Origin of the sequence: Prosthecobacter sp. (assembly GCF_044227185.1) — a bacterium.
GTDB lineage: Bacteria > Verrucomicrobiota > Verrucomicrobiia > Verrucomicrobiales > Verrucomicrobiaceae > Prosthecobacter.
This window is the reverse complement of sequence record NZ_JBGAFO010000015.1, coordinates 89,948-110,091: the sequence shown is the minus strand read 5'-3', so window position 1 is coordinate 110,091 and position 20,144 is coordinate 89,948. Positions and strand designations below refer to the sequence as shown.

Annotated in this window: 17 protein-coding genes and 1 pseudogene; 14 read left to right on the top strand and 4 right to left on the bottom strand. The window is 60.7% G+C overall.

Going from position 1 to position 20,144, the window contains the following annotated elements; translation table 11 throughout:
• Window positions 1-8: 8 nt before the first annotated feature.
• Window positions 9-464, bottom strand: a complete 456-nt coding sequence (locus ACILSQ_RS27745; RefSeq protein ID WP_395746951.1) for a DUF6496 domain-containing protein — start codon at window positions 462-464, stop codon at window positions 9-11.
• A 145-nt stretch (window positions 465-609) separates the two neighbouring features.
• Between ACILSQ_RS27745 and ACILSQ_RS27740 the strand changes: the two genes are divergently transcribed.
• Both ACILSQ_RS27740 and ACILSQ_RS27735 read left to right on the top strand, forming a co-directional pair.
• The gene (locus ACILSQ_RS27740; protein ID WP_395746950.1) at window positions 610-984 is read left to right on the top strand and encodes a peptidase inhibitor family I36 protein; all 375 of its coding nucleotides are present in this window, start codon (window positions 610-612) and stop codon (window positions 982-984) included.
• A 187-nt stretch (window positions 985-1,171) separates the two neighbouring features.
• Window positions 1,172-2,596, top strand: a complete 1,425-nt coding sequence (locus ACILSQ_RS27735) for a phenylacetate--CoA ligase family protein (RefSeq protein WP_395746949.1) — start codon at window positions 1,172-1,174, stop codon at window positions 2,594-2,596.
• 57 nt (window positions 2,597-2,653) lie between these two features.
• Here the strand turns inward: ACILSQ_RS27735 and ACILSQ_RS27730 are convergent, their stop codons facing one another.
• On the bottom strand, window positions 2,654-2,821 hold the full coding sequence (locus tag ACILSQ_RS27730; RefSeq protein WP_395746948.1) for a DUF1328 domain-containing protein: 168 nt from the start codon (window positions 2,819-2,821) through the stop codon (window positions 2,654-2,656).
• A gap of 143 nt (window positions 2,822-2,964) precedes the next feature.
• Between ACILSQ_RS27730 and ACILSQ_RS27725 the strand changes: the two genes are divergently transcribed.
• Window positions 2,965-3,312 (top strand): hypothetical protein, encoded by a 348-nt coding sequence (locus ACILSQ_RS27725; protein ID WP_395746947.1) that lies wholly within the window; start codon window positions 2,965-2,967, stop codon window positions 3,310-3,312.
• A gap of 6 nt (window positions 3,313-3,318) precedes the next feature.
• On the opposite strand, the gene ACILSQ_RS27720 is transcribed toward ACILSQ_RS27725, so the two are convergent.
• Window positions 3,319-3,567 (bottom strand): GlsB/YeaQ/YmgE family stress response membrane protein, encoded by a 249-nt coding sequence (locus ACILSQ_RS27720; protein WP_395746946.1) that lies wholly within the window; start codon window positions 3,565-3,567, stop codon window positions 3,319-3,321.
• A gap of 91 nt (window positions 3,568-3,658) precedes the next feature.
• Complete coding sequence (locus tag ACILSQ_RS27715) at window positions 3,659-4,309, bottom strand: L,D-transpeptidase family protein (protein WP_395746945.1); 651 nt, start codon at window positions 4,307-4,309, stop codon at window positions 3,659-3,661.
• Between the two features lie 132 nt (window positions 4,310-4,441).
• On the opposite strand from ACILSQ_RS27715, the gene ACILSQ_RS27710 reads away from it, so the two are divergent.
• From ACILSQ_RS27710 to ACILSQ_RS27660, 11 genes and pseudogenes are all read left to right on the top strand, one after another.
• Window positions 4,442-4,780 (top strand): hypothetical protein, encoded by a 339-nt coding sequence (locus ACILSQ_RS27710; protein ID WP_395746944.1) that lies wholly within the window; start codon window positions 4,442-4,444, stop codon window positions 4,778-4,780.
• Between the two features lie 88 nt (window positions 4,781-4,868).
• Entirely contained in the window at window positions 4,869-5,012 is a 144-nt protein-coding gene (locus tag ACILSQ_RS27705; protein WP_395746943.1) for an entericidin A/B family lipoprotein, read from the top strand.
• A gap of 181 nt (window positions 5,013-5,193) precedes the next feature.
• A complete protein-coding gene (locus ACILSQ_RS27700; protein WP_395746942.1) occupies window positions 5,194-5,409 on the top strand; it encodes a DUF3185 domain-containing protein in 216 nt (71 codons plus the stop codon).
• A 139-nt stretch (window positions 5,410-5,548) separates the two neighbouring features.
• Complete coding sequence (locus ACILSQ_RS27695) at window positions 5,549-7,351, top strand: AI-2E family transporter (RefSeq protein ID WP_395746941.1); 1,803 nt, start codon at window positions 5,549-5,551, stop codon at window positions 7,349-7,351.
• A gap of 35 nt (window positions 7,352-7,386) precedes the next feature.
• The gene (locus ACILSQ_RS27690) at window positions 7,387-8,580 is read left to right on the top strand and encodes a phosphatidylserine/phosphatidylglycerophosphate/cardiolipin synthase family protein (RefSeq protein WP_395746940.1); all 1,194 of its coding nucleotides are present in this window, start codon (window positions 7,387-7,389) and stop codon (window positions 8,578-8,580) included.
• A gap of 86 nt (window positions 8,581-8,666) precedes the next feature.
• Complete coding sequence (locus tag ACILSQ_RS27685) at window positions 8,667-10,325, top strand: ABC1 kinase family protein (protein WP_395746939.1); 1,659 nt, start codon at window positions 8,667-8,669, stop codon at window positions 10,323-10,325.
• 734 nt (window positions 10,326-11,059) lie between these two features.
• Window positions 11,060-13,186, top strand: coding sequence for a TonB-dependent receptor plug domain-containing protein (locus ACILSQ_RS27680; protein ID WP_395746938.1), 2,127 nt, complete (start codon window positions 11,060-11,062; stop codon window positions 13,184-13,186).
• Window positions 13,187-13,208: 22 nt separating this feature from the next.
• Window positions 13,209-17,147 (top strand): cobaltochelatase subunit CobN, encoded by a 3,939-nt coding sequence (locus ACILSQ_RS27675; RefSeq protein WP_395746937.1) that lies wholly within the window; start codon window positions 13,209-13,211, stop codon window positions 17,145-17,147.
• A complete protein-coding gene (locus ACILSQ_RS27670; protein ID WP_395746936.1) occupies window positions 17,147-17,746 on the top strand; it encodes a MotA/TolQ/ExbB proton channel family protein in 600 nt (199 codons plus the stop codon). Before ACILSQ_RS27675 ends, ACILSQ_RS27670 begins: the two co-directional genes overlap by 1 nt.
• Window positions 17,743-18,066, top strand: coding sequence for a DUF2149 domain-containing protein (locus tag ACILSQ_RS27665; RefSeq protein ID WP_395746935.1), 324 nt, complete (start codon window positions 17,743-17,745; stop codon window positions 18,064-18,066). Before ACILSQ_RS27670 ends, ACILSQ_RS27665 begins: the two co-directional genes overlap by 4 nt.
• A 103-nt stretch (window positions 18,067-18,169) precedes the next feature.
• Window positions 18,170-20,069, top strand: a pseudogene (locus ACILSQ_RS27660) (threonine--tRNA ligase).
• Window positions 20,070-20,144 lie beyond the last annotated feature (75 nt).

The following is a 20,144-nucleotide window of genomic DNA, read 5'->3' as shown; positions in this document are numbered from 1 at the left end:
GCTCGCGATCAACGGGAGTGTGCCGCGCGGGTGCGGGCTGCTTTTCTGGCAGCCGCCGAACGTTCTGCGGGAGACCGTTTGCGGGCGGCGGCACGTGTCTGCCGCGCCAGCGCAGCCCTGGATGCGGGCTCGCTGCTTTCGCGCCGGAGGACATCGAGTGTGGCGCGGGAGCGTTTTTTGGAGACAGGTTTTGCGTTGCCTTTCCTGGCTTTGCTGGAGTCGTTCAAAGCCTTCTGGCGTGTCTTTTCGGAGACGGCGCCCGGCTTGGGAGGCGGCAGAGGCACGCCGGCGCGGCGTGCTTTGGAAAGCCCGATGGCGATGGCCTGCCTGGTGGAGCGCACGCCATGCGCGCCGCGGCGGATCAGATCGATCTCTTCCCGAACGAATTCACCAGCCTGGGTTGAAGCTGATTTGCCCTCTCGCTGGTCGCGGCGGGCCTGGTCGATGGCGGCTTGTCTCGGCATGCCATGGTTTCGTAAATCGGGGGACGGGCGGCCGGATCAATCGTCCTGCGAAAGAAGAGGGATGGTGCGTATGCAGACTTTTTTTCCATCCGCGTGCGGGGAATCAACCGATTGGTGACTGAAGGAAACCTAACCCCCTACGACAATGAAATCTTATTATACCGCTGTTCTGGCCCTCGTCGGCATCACTCTGACAAGCTGCGCCCACCATCTGCCAAGCACATCTCCAGGCTACTACAATCCCAACTGCTACGTGAACATCTACGAACACTCGGGATTCCGCGGCGAAGTGGTGCAGCTCCAGGGCCCCTCGACCTACTCTTCTCTGAAGGGGCTGAAAGGGCGTGACTGGGACAATACGATCGGCAGCCTGCAAACGGGCCCTGGCTGCTGGGTGGTGCTCTACAAGGACAAGGACTACAAGGATCAGAGCATGGTCATCGGTCCGAACACGAGCGCCTCCAGTCTCGGGAATATGGATGACCAGGCTGAGTCCATCAAGGTGCTCGACCATCCGTAACCGGACGGCTTGGTCTTCCAGCCTCCGCCACAGTGGATGAATCCAGAGCCAGTGCCTGCAAGCCACGTATCCAACGCATTCCAAGATGAAAGACCCGGCGCACCCAAACCCTGGCACCAAGGGCAGCAATCTACTGTCGTGCATTGAGCGCTCTTACTGGACTGGCGTGCAGTTTCGTGCCACGCGGATGAACCCCATCCGCGTGCGCGAACAGCAGCAGCAGCGCCTGCAGCATCTGCTGCAGGTGGCACGTGTCCGTTCCTCCTACTACCGGGAGAAATACCGCCACATCGACCCAGGCAGCACGAGGCTCGAGGAGCTTCCGGTCATGACCAAGGCGGAAATGATGACCCATTTCGACCAGGTGGTGACTGATCCGGCGGTGACCCGCGCCAGGGTGGAGGAGTTCATTGAGGACATTCGCAACGTCAAAGAGCCGTTTCTCGGGAAGTACTCGGTCTCGCACACTTCCGGAAGCCAGGGGCAGCCCACCCTGATCGTGCAGAATCAGTTTGTGCTGGATCTGCTCTTTGCCTTTCAAATGACACGCGGACACTACGGTCACCGCGGAGGTTTCCTGGGCTTCGTTGATGCGCTGCGAATGCTGCGCCTGCCGGCCAGGCTGGCGGTGATCATCAATCAGCAGGGCTTTTTCCCATCGGCGTGGATCTGGAAGCGGCTGCCGGAGTACATGCACGTGTACATGCAGTTTCTGTTTATCCCGGCGACGGATCCTGAGCTCGTCAAAAAAATCAATGACTTCAGCCCCAACGTCCTCAGCGCCACCCCGACCACGCTCGACCTTCTGTCATTGAAAAGAGACCAGTTTCGTCTGCCACACCTGCGGCAGGTGGTCACCTGGAGCGAGACGCTGACGGCGCCCGCGCGGCACAGGATCACGGAAGCCTTTCGTGTGCCTTTGATGGATAATTATGCCGCGGGCGAATGCATGTTTCTCACCAATGGCTGTCCCAACTCTTCCGGCGCGCATGTGAATGCCGACTGGGCCATCCTGGAGGTGGTGGATGAAAACTACCAGCCCGTTCCGCCCGGCCAGCTCGGGTGCAAAGTCTTGATGACCAATCTTGCGAACACCGTCCAGCCCTTCATCCGATACGAAATTGGCGACCGTCTTGTCATGGCCACCGAGCCGTGTGGATGCGGCAACTTGATGCCAAGGATCGAAAAGATTGTGGGTCGTGCCGCCGATTTCTTCTGGGTTCAAACAGCCGCTGGTTTCCGACCTCTGACGGCATATCCTTTTCAGCATGCCTTCGATTATCGGCGCGAGGTGCGTGAATGGCAGGCGGAGCAGGTTTCGCGAAACAGCATCGTGGTCAGGCTGGAGCCCGTGCCTGGAGCCACGCCGGACCTCATTGCGGCGCAGAGACGGCTTGAGGAGCGCCTGGCTCTGACAGGACTGCGGCAGGATCTCGACATTCGCATCGAGCCGGTGTCGCATCTTGAGGCAGATCCGCACACCTCCAAATTTCGCCGGATGATCACGCGTGTGGGGATTCCAGAGGATCTGGATCAACCGCTGAGAGACGTGGCGGAAGATTTTGCGCATGAGGAGTGCTCCGCCCGGCTGTCTGAACTTGTGCCTGCCTGAAACTGGCGGTTCTCTTCCCATCCGGCCAAAGCAGCGGCTGAACCGACTCCGATACTCTTACACCGGAGGTGCGCGACGCCCGACCAGCAATGACAACAGAAAGAGGATGAGAAACAGAGCGAACAGGATTTGCGCGATCCCCGAGGCGGCGCCGGCGATTCCGCCGAAGCCGAGAACGCCTGCGATGAGAGCGATGACGAGAAAAGTGATGGCCCAGGACAACATGGCGGCTCCTTTTGTTTTCAATCATTACGCCCTGGCGGCGTGACATGGTCGTATGCCATCGGTTGAATCTGAGGCGAACGGGCGGCAGAAGGGAGAGTCATTTGCATGCGGCCAGACTGACGGCGCGCCGACGATTCATAGGCATGATCCTCAATGCCTTCGCCAACAAGCTTAAAGACACGGCCCTGCAACAGGTGGCCAGATGGTTTGCCAACCATTACCACCTCAAGAAACTAGGCCGTGTGACGGAACTTAAGGTGGACAGTGTGGCCGAAGAGATCTTCATGGTGCTCGAACTCCATGGAGAAACGGCACCAGTGGAGCTGAAGGTCCACTATCATGTGGCAGGCCCCACGCTGCTGCAGATCGTTAAAGTCAAAGCATCGCGCGAGTGGATGACGGAGCTGGTCAATCACGTGATCCCGGCGGAGCAAAAGTTGCTGGAGGTTTCCCCCATGGTCATCCGCGCGCTGTCGAAACTGATGAAGTGACCCGCATCAGGAACGTCCTTTGATCAGCCGGAAGATCAGAAGTATCAGGATGGCGCCGCCGACTGACGCAAGAAATCCCACAGGCTCCCCTTCCGCATACCAGCCGGCGGAGCGGCCTAGAAAACCGGCGAGCATGGAGCCGACCACCCCCAGAAGCATGGTCACCAGGCAGCCGCCAGGATCTCTGCCAGGAGTGAGGAACTTGGCGACTGCTCCGACTAAGAGCCCAATGATAAGCATTCCAAGAAAAGCCATGGTGACAGGGGGTGGGAATCAAAGCTCAGATCGCCGCGCGAGCCCAAAGCGGCTGCAAGATAATGAAAGCCCCTCACATATTCCAGGCGGCTTAAGGCGGCAGCATCTCCGGTGGCGGCAGTTTTCCGGGAACGATGTCCACCCGCGTCCCTGGCTTCACCCAGCGGCACAGATGAATGATGTCCCGTGACCCCATGCGGATACAGCCCCACGACACGGCGGTTTTCAGGCACTTCTCGGCGGTCGTGCCATGAATGTAGATGCAGCGCTGCATGGCCCGTGCGTTGCGCGGCTCTGTGCCGCGCAGACGGAGGATGCGGGTCACGATGGCATCATACCCGGGTGTGTTTGGACGGAGAATCTCCCCTGTAGGCTGGCGCCCCCGCAGCAGGGCGCCCTTGGGCAGGCCGTCGCCAATGATCTCCGTGACTTCGAGGTGGCCCAGGGGAGTGAGGCAGGAGTGGAGCTTGTCCCCGACACCAAAACGCGAGGTACTGACCGCATAGCGCTTCTTTGGCCTGCTGTCTTCAAAGGTCACCATCGTTTGTTCTTCCACACTGATGACGATGCGCTGCGTGGGGAGCGGTTGAGGGCAAGGGCAGCGCTTCGAAAAGAGAGCGAGCCAGGAAGGGCACCGTCCCTGATAGATGGGGCAGCGCGGGGCGCACCCGGCCAGTCCGCAGAGGGCCATGAGCAGAGTCGTTTTGGTGAGCATCAGCAGGCACCTGGCGCACTGTTTCATACCTCGTTATCGCAGATGTCGGGAGTCATGGACGGGCGTACACGCCAGAGATGGATGGGCCGGAAGGTGTCCGCCTCAGTAGGCATCGAGATGACAGCACTGGGTTGAAAACTTCACCCATCCGCCTGCTTCATGACTGACGATGCCCTAATGTCCAACCCTGATACTATGAAACACATCCTATTAGCCATTCTAACGTGCGCAACATTTGCCAGCGTGAGCTGCAACAAGCAGAAACAAGCGATCGATGCGCAGACAGACGCGACCAAGACCGCCATCGAGCATCAAAAAGATGCGGTGGATGCCAATGCGAAGGAGGCCAAGAAACAGGCGGATATCAACGCCAAGGTCGAAAAGGCCAACATCGAGGCCAAACAGGCCGCTGATCAGGCCCAGCTCGATGCGGAAAAGAAGAAGGCCGAAGCGGATGCCGCCGCGGCGAAGGCCAAAATCGATGCGGAGAAAAAATGATGGTGCCTGTGCAGGCGCCCCACGCACGGAGGCGCTGTCCAGCCTGTCGTCATTTTCGATGAAACAACTGCCAACAAACCATACACCTATGAAAACATCCTTGAAACATCTCTTCGTTGCCGCCCTGGTGTCCATCTCGTGGACTCTTGTGGGCACCAGCTGCCGCACGGTCCGTGGCTTCGGCCAGGATATCGAACACGTGGGCGGCCACATTGAACATGCCGCCCGCTAGTCCGCGGCAGGACCTTCGAGAGCGTTGTTGATGAAGCCGGCCAGGTTTTACAACAACGCTTTCATGCCCTCCGTCCTGATGGCCGCTCCCTGCCGGGAAATGACGGCTCTTTAACTTTTTCGGGAGGCGGGACCTGCGGTGTCTGTTTATTGCACATTTCATTTCAAAACCTTTCACCCTCATGAAACCTTCCGTCATCGCCATCGTGCTCATCGTTATCGGCGCAGCCATGCTCGCCTATCAAGGCTTCACATACACCACCCGCGAGAAGGCCATTGATCTGGGGCCCATCCAGGTGACTGCTGAAAAGCAGCATTATGTGTATCTTCCGCCGGTCATCGGCGGTGTCTTGCTGGTGGGCGGCATTTTCATGCTGATCAAGTCCAAAGGGAAATAGGCGGTCTTATTTTCGGAGTCGTGTGAGCCAGCAGGAAGAGCTGCCAGGACGGAGCTGCGCAGACCATCCAGAACCGGTGGTGGCGAGATAAGCCTGGTTAAAAAAAAATCATCCGCGCGGCCCCCAGCGAAAAACCGTCATGGAAACTTTCAACCGTACGCTGTCGCATTTTCTGAAGTGGTTTGGTGCGCTGCTGGCCATCGCTGCGCTCTATTTGGGACGGGAAGTATTGGTGCCTTTCGCGCTCGCATCCCTGTTTACCTTTCTCCTCAATCCGCTTGTCAAGCGGCTCTGCCGCTGGGGCGTGCCGAGGGTTTTGAGTGTGGCCACGGTGACGGTGGTCTGCTTTTCCACCCTGGCGCTGGTGGCCTGGCTGCTGGGCGGGGAACTGGCCAGCCTGGCCAGTGATCTGCCAAATCATCAGCAGAACATTCAGAGGCGCATCACCTCTTTACAGAAGATCGGGGACACCCCGCTCATTCATCGTCTGCGCCAGATGGTGGGGGACGTAAGCCAGTCGTCCACAGCAGCGGCAGATTCTTCCGGGAAGTCGGCCGCGGCCCCGGCCCCGGCCCCGGCCGCGCCCGCCGCTCCCCGAGCCACCGCCTCGGCGTTGAGCGGCGAGTCTGCGCTGATGAAGGCGCTGAACATGGTGATCTCCACTCTGGCGCAGGCGCTGGGAATGGCGGCGGTGGTGATCTTGTTCGTCGTCTTCATGCTTCTGCGGCTGAATGACATCAATCAGCGCGTGGCCCGGCTGGTGGGCTACGGGCGGCTCACGCTTACGACGAAGGCGATCGACGAGTCTGGAGACCGCATCAGCCGCTATCTGCTCATGCAGAGCACGGTGAATGCCATCTATGGTTTCGTGCTCGGCATCGGTCTGGCTTTGATCGGGCTGCCATACGTTTTGCTCTGGGGCGTGCTGGCGGCGGTGTCCCGCTTTATTCCGTATGCGGGCTCGTGGATCGTCACCACACTGCTTTTCGGCCTGAGCCTGGCCATCTTTGACGGGTGGACGCGGCCGCTGACAGTCGTTGCTTTCATCATCACGCTGGAGCTCCTCACGAACATGTTTCTGGAGCCCATGCTCTACGGCCACAGCGTGGGGCTTTCTGATTTTGCTCTCCTGCTTGCCATCGCCTTCTGGACGTGGCTCTGGGGAGGCGTGGGACTGGTGCTCGCCACGCCTCTCACGGTGTGCATCGTGGTGTTCTGCAAGCACGCCCCTTCGCTGGAGTGGGTGGACATCCTCATGGGAGAGAACCCGCTGCCACAGCCACATTTGAGCTATTACCAGTACCAGCTGGCCGGCAATGAGGAGGTGGCGCACACCTTGCTCGAAGACACAATCCGGCAGACGGACCTGGGAACAGCCATGGAGGGCATCGCGCTGCCTGCTCTGGTGCTGACGCGGCGGGAAGAAGTGCTGGGCAAGCTCGATGATGAGGAGGCGGCTGAGATTTATCAAAGCATGCGCTCAGCCGTGGCGGCAGTGCAGGATGGCAAGGGCAATGCCGTGGCCACCACGGATGGAGGGAAAGCCCCAGTGGAGGCGCAGCCGCTCCTGCAGGTTTACGGACGCGCCCTGCATGGGGAGGCGGATGCGCTGGCATTGGAGATGCTGGCTGCGCTGCTGCCAGCGACCGTGGCAATGGAGGTGAGTGCCGAGCCTCGTCTCGTGGGGGAGCTGGTGACCGAGCTGGAGATGAAAAAGCCCGCCATGGTGTGCATCAGCGCCATGCCTCTGCGGGCGGAGCTGGGCGCCAAAACCCTCTGTCGCAGACTGCGCGGCAAATTGCCCGATCTCAAGATTCTCGTCTGCCGGTGGGCGCTGCCCGAGCATGAGCTGGACCCCAAGCCGCTGCGTGAGGCCGGGGCCACGTGGGTCGTGACTTCGCTCAAGGAGGCGCGGGAGGTTATTGAGAGCAGGCTTGTCTGACGTGAAAACATCCATGATGTTTGTCTTGATCCAGCATGCACGCGAATCCTCACCCGCCCTTCACCACACCGGACGGTCATGCCATTCACTGGTATGACACGGGGAGGGAGTTCCTGGAGGCTGAACTGGCCGCCATGGCCGCGGCGCAGTCCAGCATCTGCCTGGAGCAGTACATCTTCCGCGCTTCGCCCGTGGGCGAACGTTTCCGCGAGATCCTGACGGATGCCGCGCGCCGCGGAGTGCAGGTGACGGTGATGCTGGACGATGTGGGATGCTGGGGGCTCCCGAGGAACTACTTCGGCGAGCTTGCAGCGCTCGGCGGGAAGATCATCTGGTTCAATCCGGTGCGCTGGCGTTTCTGGGTGTTCCGGGATCACCGCAAACTGCTGGTGGTGGACGAGACCCACGCATTCGTCGGCGGGTGCAATGTGGCTCCGGAATATGCGGGTGATGGTGTGAGCGAAGGCTGGAGAGATGGCGGAGTCGCTGTCACGGGCCCGGTGGTGAAGTCCCTCATGGAATCCTTTGCCACCCAGGTCGAAATAGCGGGAAACAAGATATGGCGCGAGCGAAAAAAAGCGCGCAGCGGCTGGGTGAGAGCCGGTGAGCATGTGTCCCTTCTGCTCACGCGTCCGGGGCTGCACCAGGGAGTCTTTCAGAATGCCCTGCGCGCGGACCTGCTGCATGCGCGGGACGTTTCGATCACCATGGCGTATTTTCTGCCGGTGGGACGAGTTAAAAAGATGCTGCTGCGTGCCGCCAGGGTCGCGCGCAGCTTCCGCCTTTTGCTCCCAGGCAGGAGCGATGTGCCGCTGATCCAGGTGGCGGCGCGTGCCCTTTACGGCGGCTTTCACCGACGCAGGGCGCAGATTCATGAATACCAGCCCCAGGTGCTGCATGCCAAGGTGCTCATTGTGGACGACCTGGTTTACATCGGTTCCGCCAATCTCGATCCGCGCAGCCTGTCCATCAATTTTGAGATCATGCTGCGCATTCATAGCGCAGCCCTCGCGCAGCAGGCGCGCCTGACCTTTCAGCGGGACCTGGGGCACAGCGTGCAGGTGCAGCCCGTTTCCTGGCGAAAGCCCTCCGGCTGGTGGCAGCGGTTCAAGCAAAAGGTGGCCCGCTTCATTTTCACCCGGCTCGATCTCGGGGTGGCCCAGTTCTTCGTGCAGAAAAACGAAGCAGGCACCCGCCGCGCCAGCGGCCGCTCACGGTCGGCTCGTTGACTCTCGCTCTTCTGTGCGATTTCCACGCTTAAAAGCCGGGTCTGCTCCGATAGGATGATGAGACCCTCATCCAAGTTTCCGCACCCATGAGTCTTTCCCTGAAACCTGCCAATTTGAAGCGCTACCGAGACCTGCTCATGCTGTTCTACAAGTATGGGCACGGAGACCTTGTCAAAAATGCGCCGGTGATCGATGACCCGCTGCCCTATGTGTCCACGCCACCGGTGCCTATCGAGGCGCGGGAGCTGGCCAGCGACGTGGAGAAACTCGGCCCCACTTACATCAAGCTGGCTCAACTGCTTTCCACACGGTCGGACTTTGTGCCGCAGGGCTACATGGATGCGCTCTCACGGCTGCAGGATCACGTGGAGCCCTTCTCGTTTGAACAGGTGCAGGCCATCGTCTCGATGGAGGTGGGAGCGCGCCTGTCGAAGGCGTTCAGTGAATTCGATCCCGAGCCCATCGCCGCCGCTTCGCTGGGGCAGGTGCATCGTGCGGTGCTGCGCAGCGGGCAGCACGTGGTGGTGAAGGTGCAGCGCCCGGACGCGAGGCAAAACGTGGCGGAGGATCTGGATGCCATGGCTGAGCTCGCGGCGTTTTTGGAAGCACACACGGAGATGGGCCGGAGGTATGGTCTGGTCCAGATCGTCGAGGAGCTGCGGAAGTCTTTGCTGCGGGAGCTCGACTACCGTCTGGAGGCCACGAACCTCACCTTGATGCGTGAGCATCTGGCTGGCTTCGAGCACATTCTTATCCCCGCGCCGGTGGAGGATTATTCCACGGGGCGTGTTCTGACGATGGAGCATGTCACGGGGCAAAAGATCACCAAGTTCAGCCCGCTCATCCGGGTGGATATTGACGGGGACGCCCTGGCTGAAGAGTTGTTCCAGGCCTATCTGCATCAGATCCTGGTGGTGGGTGTCTTTCATGCCGATCCGCATCCCGGGAATATCTTTTTGACGGACGATCATCGGATCGCCCTGCTGGATCTCGGAATGGTCGGAAGGATGGGGCGCAACATGCAGGCCCTTCTGCTGAAACTGCTGCTGGGGATCAGCGAGGGAAATGGCGATCAGGCCGCGAAAGTGGCGGAGAGCATGGGCGAGCCCTTTGAGGATTACGATTCCCTGGCCTTCAAGCGGAACATTGCTGACCTCGTAAGCCAGCACCGGACAGCGAACCTGAACGACCTCCAGATCGGCCGCGTGGTGCTGGAGGTGCAGAGAATCGCCGGGGACTGCCATTTGCGGGTGCCGCCTGAATTCACCCTGCTGGGCAAGACGTTGCTCAATCTGGATCTCGTCGGCCGCACGCTCGCTCCTGCCTTCGATCCCAATGAATCTGTCCGCCGGAATGCGGCGAAGATCATGCATGAGCAGGCGCTCAAGAGCTTCTCTTCCGGAAATCTCTTCGGCCTCGTGCTGGAGGCGAAGGAGTTCCTCGAAAAACTTCCGTCTCGTCTCAATCAATTGATGGACCTGCTTTCCGCCAACAAGATGCGGATCAAGGTGGACACCTTCAACGAGAACCTCATTGTCACCACCCTGCAAAAAATCGCCAACCGCATCACCCTTGGGCTCATTCTGGCCTCCCTCATCGTGGGAGCAGCGCTGCTGATGCGAGTGGAGACCTCATTCCGTGTTTTTGGCTATCCAGGCCTGGCCATGCTCCTCTTTTTCCTGGCGGCGGGCGGTGGTCTTGTGCTGGCCTGGCAGATCGTGCGCAATGATCGCTCCGAGCATTGATATGTTTCCGCCTCCGGCGGACCCACCCGGCTCTCAAGCCGGGCGGGTGGAGGTGGAACGGCTAACGTCGGTGGAACCAGGGGAGGTGCCAGCCACCTTTCCTGGGGTTTGCGGTGGGTTTGGTTTGATCGGTTCTGCTCTGAGATGTGTGGGAACTGAACCAGCCGGTGTGTTGACCGCCTGACCGATGAAACCAACTGCGGCTGTGGTCTGACCTGCTAGGAGCAGAGGAGGGCATGCTGCGGTTCCGGCCCGTCATCTTGTCCCAGAAGCTGCGGTGGGTTTGAACGTTGGTCGTGTCGAACCGGTAAGGATCCGGGCTCTGAGAAACGGCGTTGAGATCGGCGGGAACGGTGTGGTCAAAGGAGGTGCCAAATGAACCGCCGACGGAGGGGTCGCTTTGCGCGTGGGCTGCCACTGCGAACGCGAACGCCGCCATGGCAGGGATGAGCGATTTGATTTTCATAGTGATAAGGGGGTTGTCCCAACGAATAATCGCTCTCGAAGAACCACGGAGCGCTAAGGTTACTCCCGGAGGCAAATGTCAGGAGAGGCCGGATAAGAGGGGGGGCGAAGAATGAACAAATTTTGTCCCTTCCTGTATTTTTTGGACTCCTGGTGGCAAAGCCTGTTGCTAAAGACAGCGGGTGTATGCCAAAGCGCTCTCAATGATTGTTTTATCTCCCCGCTTTTCAGGGCTTTGCCTTGCTTTCTTGCTGAGCTCACAAGTGCTTATGGCCCAAAAACCGCCGTCTCAAAAGGAGGGCGAGTCCGAGGAGCTTCCCACCGTCGTCATCACGGCGTCCCGCACCGCCACAGATCAAAAGAAAGTGCCGCAATCCACGAATGTGGTTGAGCAGAAGCGCATTGAGCGCTTTCAGGCCACCACACCCTCTGAAATGCTGCAGGAGCAGCCAGGAGTCTGGGTAAACCAGGTGGCGGCGCAGGGCTCCCCTGTCATTCGCGGTCAGATGGGCAACAAGCTGGTGTATCTGTGGGACGGCATCCGCATCAACAACGGCGCGATTTTCTCCGGGCCCAATCCCTTCTTCAATCAGTTCCCCATTGATGCCATGGGCCGCATGGAAGTGGTGCGGGGCGCCGGCTCCGTGCAGTATGGCAGCGACGCCATCGGCGGCGTGATCAACGTCTTCTCCAAGCGCGGTGAGTTTTCTGAGAGCCTGAACGTGGGGGGAGATGTGTATTCGCGCTACGGCAGCAACAACTCGGAATTCACCAATGCGGCCAATGTGCACGCGAGCAACAAGGAGTGGGCCTTTTCCGCCGGCTGGTCCGCGCAGGATGTGGGCAATTACCACACCTCAACGGGGCCGTTGCAGCCCACGGGGTTTCATGCCAGCGGGGGGTATGCAAACCTGGCCTATCAGCCCGTCAAAGGCCACATCTTCCGGCTGTCCTGGGTGGGCAATGAGCGCACCGATGTGAAGAGCTACGTGCAGTCTCAGCTTAACGCCAACGGAGTGCCGCGCATCTACAGCCCCCTGGAGCGCCGCGGCATTGTGAAGATGGACTACACGGCCGAAGACCTGGGTTTCCTCAGCAAGGAGCTGAAAGTTTACGGTTACTACCAATACTACGACCAGTTGCGCGAGCGCCGGGTGCAGACCTCCACCCTGTTTAACAACACCATCACCAACTCGGATCAGGATGTCTGGGGCGTGGGCATTCAGAACGCCGCCACCTGGGGGGAGAACACCCGGCTGGTCATTGGCATGGATTACCGCCACGAGAATCTCTCCTCCTCGCAGATGCTGAATTCCAGAGTTATTTCAACGGGCGTCACCACGGTTTCCCAGCCTGCCGGCATCACACCGGACGGCACCTACGCCGTCTTTGACACCTTCGTGACGCTTGACTTCAAGCCCACGGACAAGCTGCTGATGAATGTGGGCGCCCGCTATGAGAACACGCATCTGCATTCAAACCCGGAGCTGATGGACGTGATCCCCGGCGCCGGCTACACGCTGAGTGATCTGATGGCGAACAAGTATTGGAACGCGGTGACCTGGAACGTGGGTGCGGTTTATCAGGCGACGAAGTCCTTTGACCTGGTGGCCAACGTGGCCACAGGCTATCGCACCCCGACTTACAGCGACCTGCTCAGCGCGGGCACGCCCGTATTCTCCAGCCTGACCGCCTCGCTGCCCAGCACCACGATCAATCCGGAAAGGAGCATCACGTATGAGCTCGCAGCGCGGGTGCACACGGAAAAGTTCAAGGGCTCGATCACCGGTTACCTGACCAAGCTCTCTGACATCATCACCTCCACCACCTCTGGAACGGTGGTGATCGGCGGGGTGACGTACACCGCCACGCGCAATGCGAACTCTGCGAAGGGATACATCACCGGGGTGGAGCTGGCGCTGAACTACGATCTGGACCAGCATTTCTCGGTGTTTAACAACACCACGTGGACCTACGGGCAGAACCAGTCGCAGAACGTGCCGCTGCGCTTCATCCCCCCGTTGTATGGGAACTTTGGCATACGCTTCGAGTCTGACGAAAAGCGTTACTGGGTGGAGCTTTCCGAGCTTTGGGCCGGCCCGCTGATCCGCCACAATCCAAGCGATGAAATCGACGCCGGCTTCTCCGTGGATCCGGCATACGGCTCTCCGAACACCACGAACAATCCCGCGATCAACTCCAACTTCCAAATCTCGGGTTTTTTCGTGACGAACATCCGCGCCGGGGTGAAGGTCTGGGAGCGCGGCAGCAACTCTTTTACACTCACGCTGAATCTGAACAATGTCTTCGACACGAAATACCGGCAGGCCTATTCCCAGCAGCAGCGTCAGGCCGCGGGCTTCAATGTGGTGGTCGGCGGTCGCCTCACTTTCTGAATCTAAACGACTTTCACCAACCATGCGCTGTTTCCTGAAGTGGGTGGCCGGCTGTCTGCTGCTGGCGGGGCGGCTGCATGCGGCGGAGCCGCTGGACTGGGCCTTCATCGGCGTCTGGGACCGCTCCATGCCGCAGGTGGAGGCCGCATGCCGTGAAAACGGCATCAAGGCTTCGTTTTTCCGCGGGCAGAACTTCAACGAGACACAAAAGGCTGAGCGGGCCGCGCGCTACCGGCTGGTGTTTGTGCTGAACCTGGAGGCGGAGCAGGCTCCCGCATTGACGCAGAGGCTGAAGGAGGCCCGGGAACTGAACCCTGGGCAGCGTGTGATTCCTCTGGATGCGCGCGGCAGCCAGATGGACCTGGAGAAGGCGGGGCTGCTGCTGAAGGACGAAGCGGTGCCCGCCTACTGGCGACCCAATGGGACGGTGAATGTGCGGCGGCTCATCCGCTACTGCATGGTGAAGTACTGCGGCCAGCCGGGGGAGATTGAGCCGCCGGTGCTCATTCCTGACGCGGGCTACTATGACCCGGCGCGTGAGGAGTCCTTCGCGGACATTCGCGAGTTCATCGGTTTTAAGCGGGAGAAGAAACGCTGGGTGGAGGGGGCTTCCGTGGCCGTGCTGATTCTGCAGCAGTCGTTCTGGATCACGCATGATCTAAAGGTGATTGATGCGCAGATTGCGGCGCTGGAAAAGCAGGGGATGAATGTCGTGCCTGTGTTTGGAGACCGTGAACTGCAGGTGACGCAACTCGTGCGTGCCGCCAGTCCCACGATTCTGATCGAGGACCGGCACGGCGCCATGTGGCAGAGCACGCTGCTGCTGAAGGAGCTCAATGCGCCGTATCTGCGTCCCATTTCCATGCTCGCCACCACGAATGAAGAGTGGCTGAAGGATCCGCGGGGGCTTTCGCACCGGGATGTGGGCATGTTCATGGCGCTGCAGGAGTCCTGGGGCACCATTGAACCCGTGGTGGTGGGCGGCTTGAAAGAGAGCATCCAGGGCTTCCGCCTGCATGAGCCGATCCCGGATCGTATCGAGGCCTTTGCCGCGCGTGCGGCACGCTGGGCCTCGCTGCGCCGCAAGAGCAACGCGGAGAAGAAGATCGCGCTGATTTACTACAACAAGGGGCTGGGACAGGATGACCTCATGCGTGGCAGCCCCACCGGCGGCTTTCTGGACGCACCTGAAAGTTTCATGCGCTTTCTGCCGCGGATGAAGGAGGCGGGCTTCACGCTCAAGGACACGCCCGCAGACTCGGCGGCGCTCATTGCGGCGATGAAGCGTGGCGGGCGCAATATTGGCCCCTGGGCCCAGGGAGATCTGGAGAAGCTGGTGGATGAATCCCAGCCCGTGCTCGTGCCGCTGCACCAGTATGAGCAATGGTTTCAGGCCAAACTGAGCGAGCCACTGCGAAAAGTGGTGGTGGAAAAATTCGGTCCGCCGCCCGGCCGCATCATGGTGGTGAAGCGCAATGGTGAGCCGCACATTGTGCTGCCGCGCCTGGAGATGGGAAACCTGGTGCTCATGCCGCAGCCGGAACGTGGCGAAAAGCAGGACGAAAACCTGCTGCACAACCGGGACGTGCCGCCGCCTCACAACTACCTGGCCTTCTATTGGTGGCTGGAACAAGAGCATCATGCAGATGCCATTGTACACTGGGGCACACACGGCACGCTGGAACTGCTGCCCGGCAAGGAGGCCGGACTTTCGAAGGACTGCTGGAGCGACATCTGCACGGGCCACCTGCCGGTGGTGGATCTGTGGATCACGGACAATCTGGGGGAGGCCACCCTCGCGCGCCGGCGCTCCTACGCAGCCTTGGTGGACCACATGCCGCCACCCACGCTGGCTGCGGGGCTGGATGGAGAATTCAAAAACCTGCATGAGGACATCCACAAGTTCCGGACGCTGGAGGACGGCCTGCTGAAAGAGGAGTACCGTAAGCGCATCACCCAGCAGGCGCGGGACGCACGCCTGCACGGTGCGGAAGCGGAGACGGCCGCGGTGCTGGATGATGCCGCTGTGACGCGACTGGACGAGCATCTCCACAACCTGCTGGAGTCGCGCACGCCCCTGCGGCTGCATGTGCTGGGGGAGGGGCCGCATGAAGACGAGATGGTCCCGTATCTGACGCAGATCTTAGGCGAGCCGCTGCTGGATCATCTTGCCGCCACGCGTGGCATTCACCGGGCAGGGCTGGAGCACAAGCAGCAGGATCGCGCCGCCGCGGCGACCTTTCTGGGCGCGGCGCTGAATGGCGCGCCGCCTTCGGACATACGCATGACGACGGATCTGGAGAAAGACGTGGAGTTTGCGCGTGATGTGCGGGCGCGGCTGCTGGATGCCGGCAAGGAGCACGCGGGGCTCGTCAGCGCACTGAGCGGCCACTACCTGGAGCCCGGACCCGGACCGGACCCTATTCGCAACCCGGCCACGGCTCCCGGCGGGCGCAATTTGTACTCCTTGAACCCCGAGGAGATTCCCACCCGCCCTGCGTGGGAAACCGCGCGCAAGCTGGTCGATGAACTGCTTCGCACACGGAAGCCAAAGAAGATCGCCATGGACCTCAATGGGATGGAAACCATGCGCGACTTTGGCGTCATGGAGGGGCAGATCCTGGCCCTGCTGGGAGTGCGGCCGATCTGGAACCAGAATAATCTGGTGATCGATGTGGAGCTGATCCCGGCAGAGGAACTGAAACGGCCGCGCGTGGAGGTGTTCATCGCCATGGGGGGGCAGTACAAGGAGAACTTCCCCACGCGCGTGGCGCTGCTGGACAAGGCGGTGCGCCTGGCCGCCTCGGCGCCAGAAACAGAGAATCCGGTGCGTGACGCTGTGGCTGCCACCAAAGAGCGCCTGTTGAAGCGCGGCTTCTCCGGTGCGCGCGCGGAGCAGTATGCCGCTGCGCGCATCTTTGGCACCAAGCCAGGGAACATGAGCGGCACACACATCCTCTACCTGGTGCCACGCTCGGGAGTGTGGGACAAGGACGATGAGATCACCGATGTGTACACGGACAACATGAGTTTTGTCTATACCCAGGACACCTGGGGGGAGAAGGTGGACGGACTCTATGAAGAAGCGCTGCAAAACACGGACACCGTGCTGCGTGTGTGGGCTTCGAACATGACCAGCCAGCTTTCCAATCACCACGCCTATGAATATCTTGGCGGCCTGAGCATGGCGGTGAAAAAGGTCACCGGGAAGTCGCCTGCCGCAGTCATTTCGGATGTGCGTGATCCCGGCGGCGCACGCGTGCGGGATTTCGAGGAGGTGCTGGCTTCAAACCTGAAATCCGAGCTGCTCAACCGCCGCTGGCTGGAGGGCATGAAGGCGCATGACTATGCGGGTGCAGGACACGTGGCCGAGCTGGTGAAAAACACCTTTGGCTGGTCAGTGACGCGCCGGGAGAGCATCACCCAGGAGACTTGGGACGAAGTCTATGACGTGCTGGTGAAGGACAAGCACAACCTCGGACTGGCGGAGTGGTTCGAGCGCGTGTCCCCGCACGCCATGCAGGAGATCAGCGCCACGCTGATCGAGGCCGCGCGCAAGGATCTCTGGAAGGCCACGCCGGAGCAGGTGCGTGCTCTGGCGGAGATGTATGCGCGCTCGCTCAATGCACACGGGGACTCCGGCGGCCTCGTGAGCGGTGGAAACACGCGGATGGCGGACTTTGTGAATGCCAGGCTCACCGCCCCGGGAGACCAGGAGGGCGCCGCGCTGGCGCAGGAGATGCGCACCAGGCTGCAGCAGAGCGCCGAGCCTCCGCCAGCGGCGGTGGAGAAGGTCAGCGGGACACAACTGCAGCAGGCGGCCCAGGCGGCGGCAGAGCCTGAAGCAAAGCATGAGGGAACTGTGCTGCAGCCGATGTGGAATGGATTCGCCTGGTTGATCGCCGCGATAGCTGTGCTTTTGATTCTGGCCGGCTTTTTCAAACGAGCCGGCTCTGCCTGATGAAGCTGCTCGAACAACTCTTATCTCTGATTTCCGAGGCGGTGCTGCTGCCTACCCTCGCGGCCATTGTCATTCTCGTGGCGTGGAGCGCCATGCTGCTGGGAGGACTCCTGCGTGAATGGAGCGCCCGAGGCGATACATGGAAAATCCTGGCGGCTCTCCGTCGTACACATGTGGAGGGCGGGGATCAGGTGAGGATGCTGCAGATTCTGAGCACTGCGAGAAGCGGCCTGCCTGTGCGGCTGCACCAGCTGCTGGGGCAGTGGGGCGGAGCAGGAGAGCTGGAGCACTGTCTGGTGGATCTGGAAATCGAGACAGCGGCGGCGCTTTCCCGCCTGACCTGGATGACGCGCATCGCCCCCATGCTCGGTCTCATGGGCACTTTAATCCCGCTGGGACCCGCGCTTACAGGGCTGGCCTCGGGAGACCTGGCCACGCTTTCCAGCAACCTCGTGGTCGCTTTCACGGCCACAGTGGTGGGGGTGCTTCTGGGCTGCTGCTCTTACACGATGAACCTGGTGCGCAAAAACTGGTATCAGCGGGACCTCAGTACCCTGGAGCATCTTTTTGTCTCGGCAAACAAGCCCGCCATGCCATGAAAAAGCGCCTCTGGGACGATTCCGAGGGCGACGATCCCGCCGCCGGGCTCATCAATCTGTTTGATGTGTGGATTGCCTTTGCCGCAGCACTGCTCCTGGCGGTGGTGAGCTATTTCAACCTCCCGAAACCGGCTCCTTCCGCCACCACGGATGCCCAGGCGGAAAAGTCTCCCATCACCGAGACCATTGATGCCACGCGGATGAAGGTGGAGCGTTTTCAGGAAAGCAAAGCCAGCAAAAGCGGCGAAGGGGAGCGTCTGGGAACCGCCTACAGGCTCAAGTCTGGCGAGGTCATTTACGTGCGGGACAAGCAGAAATAAGGCCCGTCCGCGGCCCAGAGCGGAGGCGGCGGGTATTTCGGGTTCGTTATCACCTTGAATCCGGGCGTGTTCTGCGGCATGGACAAGGCCCCTCTTTACAACCATGTCCGAAGCCCGCAAGACCCTCGAAGAACGCGCTCAGATGTCTGACATCGACCGCCTGCGCCACTCCTGTGCCCACGTGATGGCCACCGCCATCCTGCGCCTGTGGCCAAACGCCCAGTTTGCCTACGGACCTCCGGTGGAAAACGGCTTCTACTACGACTTCGACCTCCCGGACCACCGCATCACGCCGGATGACTTTGAGAAGATCGAGGCGGAGATGAAGAAGATCGCCAAGGAGAACCAGAAATTTGAATGGAAGGGTGTGAGCCGGGATGAAGCCATCGCGCTGGCGAAATCCGGCCGCCTCGGCGGTCTGACGGAGCGCCCCGGCAATCCCAGCACCTTCAAGCTGGACCTGCTGGAAAAGATTCCTGAAGGCGAGCAGATCTCCACCTTCCAAAACGGCGACTTCCTCGACCTCTGCGCCGGCCCGCACGTGGGCTACACGTCCAAGTGCAAAAACGTCAAGATCATGTCCGTGGCCAGCGCCTTCTACATGGGCGATGAGACGAAGCCACAGCTTCAGCGCCTCTACGGCACCGCCTTCCCGACCAGCGAAGAACTGGCCAAGCACCTCGAGCAGCTCGAAGAAGCCAAGAAGCGCGACCACCGCAAAGTGGGCAAGGAACTGAAGCTCTTCCACATCGACGAAGACGTGGGGCAGGGGCTCATCCTCTGGACGCCGAACGGCGCCATCCTGCGCCAGGAGCTGCAAAATTTCATCAGCGAAGAACTGCGCAAGCAGGGCTACAGCCAGGTCTTCACGCCGCACATCGGCAAGACCGTGCTGTACAAGACCAGCGGCCATTTCCCCTACTACAAGGAAAGCCAGTTCGCGCCCGTCATCGAAAACGACGATCTCGCCAAGGTGATCAAGGAAGGCTGCGGCTGCTGCGAGGTGATGGAGCGCCTCGGTGCCGTCTCCTCCCGCCTGCGCCAGCAGCTCAATGAGCGTGCCGGCAAGGAAGTGGTGCCGGAAGACCGCGTGATGCCGGATGACCAGCTTCTCGACGGCTTCCTGCTGAAGCCGATGAATTGCCCGCACCACATCAAAATTTACGACAGCCAGCCGCGCAGCTACCGCGATCTGCCCGTGCGCCTCGCCGAATTTCACGCAGGATGACGCGCACCTCTTCTGCACCGAGGAGCAGGTGGCCAAGGAAGTGCTCGGCTGCCTCAGCCTCGTGAAGATCGTGCTCAACACCCTCGGCATGCACGACTACCGCGTGCGCGTGGGCCTGCGCGATCCGGACAGCAGCAAGTTCACCGGCGACTCCGCCAAGTGGGACGCCGCCGAAGAAGCCTGCCGCACGGCTGCTGCCACGCTGGGAGTGCCCTTCACGGAAGAGCCCGGCGAGGCTGCGTTCTACGGACCGAAGATCGACTTTGTGATCAAGGACGTGATTGGCCGCGAGTGGCAGCTGGGAACGGTGCAGGTGGACTATGTGCTTCCGGTGCGCTTTGACCTGACCTACAACGGCGCGGACAACAAGCCGCACCGCCCGGTGATGATTCACCGCGCGCCCTTTGGCAGCATGGAGCGCTTCTGCGGCGTGCTCATCGAGCACTTCGCCGGTCATTTCCCCACCTGGCTCGCCCCCGAGCAGGTGCGCATCCTCACCATCAGCGAGAAGGTGGACGCTTTTGCCGACGAGGTGTACGCCAAGCTCAAGGACGCCGGCCTGCGCGTCACCCTCAACAACGACGCCGACAAAATCGGCGCCAAGATCCGCCTCGCTCAGCTCGACCGCATCCCCTACATGCTCGTGCTTGGTGAGAAGGAAGCTGCCGCTCAGAGCGTGGCGGTGCGCCACAGCAAGAAGGGCGACCTGGGCGTGAAGGCGATCGATGACTTCATCGCGGAGATTACCAGCGAGGTGAAGGAGCGGAGGCTGTAAACGGAGGTCAAGAGGGTCAAGGAGTGGTCAAAAGGTCAGGGTTCGATGCTTGACCTTCTTGACGGCATTTGACCA

Coding starts and splice junctions, on each gene's coding strand:
- ACILSQ_RS27695 (WP_395746941.1), top strand. CDS start 5,549: ATGGAAACTTTCAACCGTACGCTGTCGCATTTTCTGAAGTGGTTTGGT.
- ACILSQ_RS27665 (WP_395746935.1), top strand. CDS start 17,743: ATGAAAAAGCGCCTCTGGGACGATTCCGAGGGCGACGATCCCGCCGCC.
- ACILSQ_RS27680 (WP_395746938.1), top strand. CDS start 11,060: ATGGCCCAAAAACCGCCGTCTCAAAAGGAGGGCGAGTCCGAGGAGCTT.
- ACILSQ_RS27700 (WP_395746942.1), top strand. CDS start 5,194: ATGAAACCTTCCGTCATCGCCATCGTGCTCATCGTTATCGGCGCAGCC.
- ACILSQ_RS27710 (WP_395746944.1), top strand. CDS start 4,442: ATGACTGACGATGCCCTAATGTCCAACCCTGATACTATGAAACACATC.
- ACILSQ_RS27670 (WP_395746936.1), top strand. CDS start 17,147: ATGAAGCTGCTCGAACAACTCTTATCTCTGATTTCCGAGGCGGTGCTG.
- ACILSQ_RS27685 (WP_395746939.1), top strand. CDS start 8,667: ATGAGTCTTTCCCTGAAACCTGCCAATTTGAAGCGCTACCGAGACCTG.
- ACILSQ_RS27690 (WP_395746940.1), top strand. CDS start 7,387: ATGCACGCGAATCCTCACCCGCCCTTCACCACACCGGACGGTCATGCC.
- ACILSQ_RS27735 (WP_395746949.1), top strand. CDS start 1,172: ATGAACCCCATCCGCGTGCGCGAACAGCAGCAGCAGCGCCTGCAGCAT.
- ACILSQ_RS27675 (WP_395746937.1), top strand. CDS start 13,209: ATGCGCTGTTTCCTGAAGTGGGTGGCCGGCTGTCTGCTGCTGGCGGGG.
- ACILSQ_RS27705 (WP_395746943.1), top strand. CDS start 4,869: ATGAAAACATCCTTGAAACATCTCTTCGTTGCCGCCCTGGTGTCCATC.
- ACILSQ_RS27730 (WP_395746948.1), bottom strand. CDS start 2,821: ATGTTGTCCTGGGCCATCACTTTTCTCGTCATCGCTCTCATCGCAGGC.
- ACILSQ_RS27715 (WP_395746945.1), bottom strand. CDS start 4,309: ATGAAACAGTGCGCCAGGTGCCTGCTGATGCTCACCAAAACGACTCTG.
- ACILSQ_RS27745 (WP_395746951.1), bottom strand. CDS start 464: ATGCCGAGACAAGCCGCCATCGACCAGGCCCGCCGCGACCAGCGAGAG.
- ACILSQ_RS27740 (WP_395746950.1), top strand. CDS start 610: ATGAAATCTTATTATACCGCTGTTCTGGCCCTCGTCGGCATCACTCTG.
- ACILSQ_RS27725 (WP_395746947.1), top strand. CDS start 2,965: ATGATCCTCAATGCCTTCGCCAACAAGCTTAAAGACACGGCCCTGCAA.
- ACILSQ_RS27720 (WP_395746946.1), bottom strand. CDS start 3,567: ATGGCTTTTCTTGGAATGCTTATCATTGGGCTCTTAGTCGGAGCAGTC.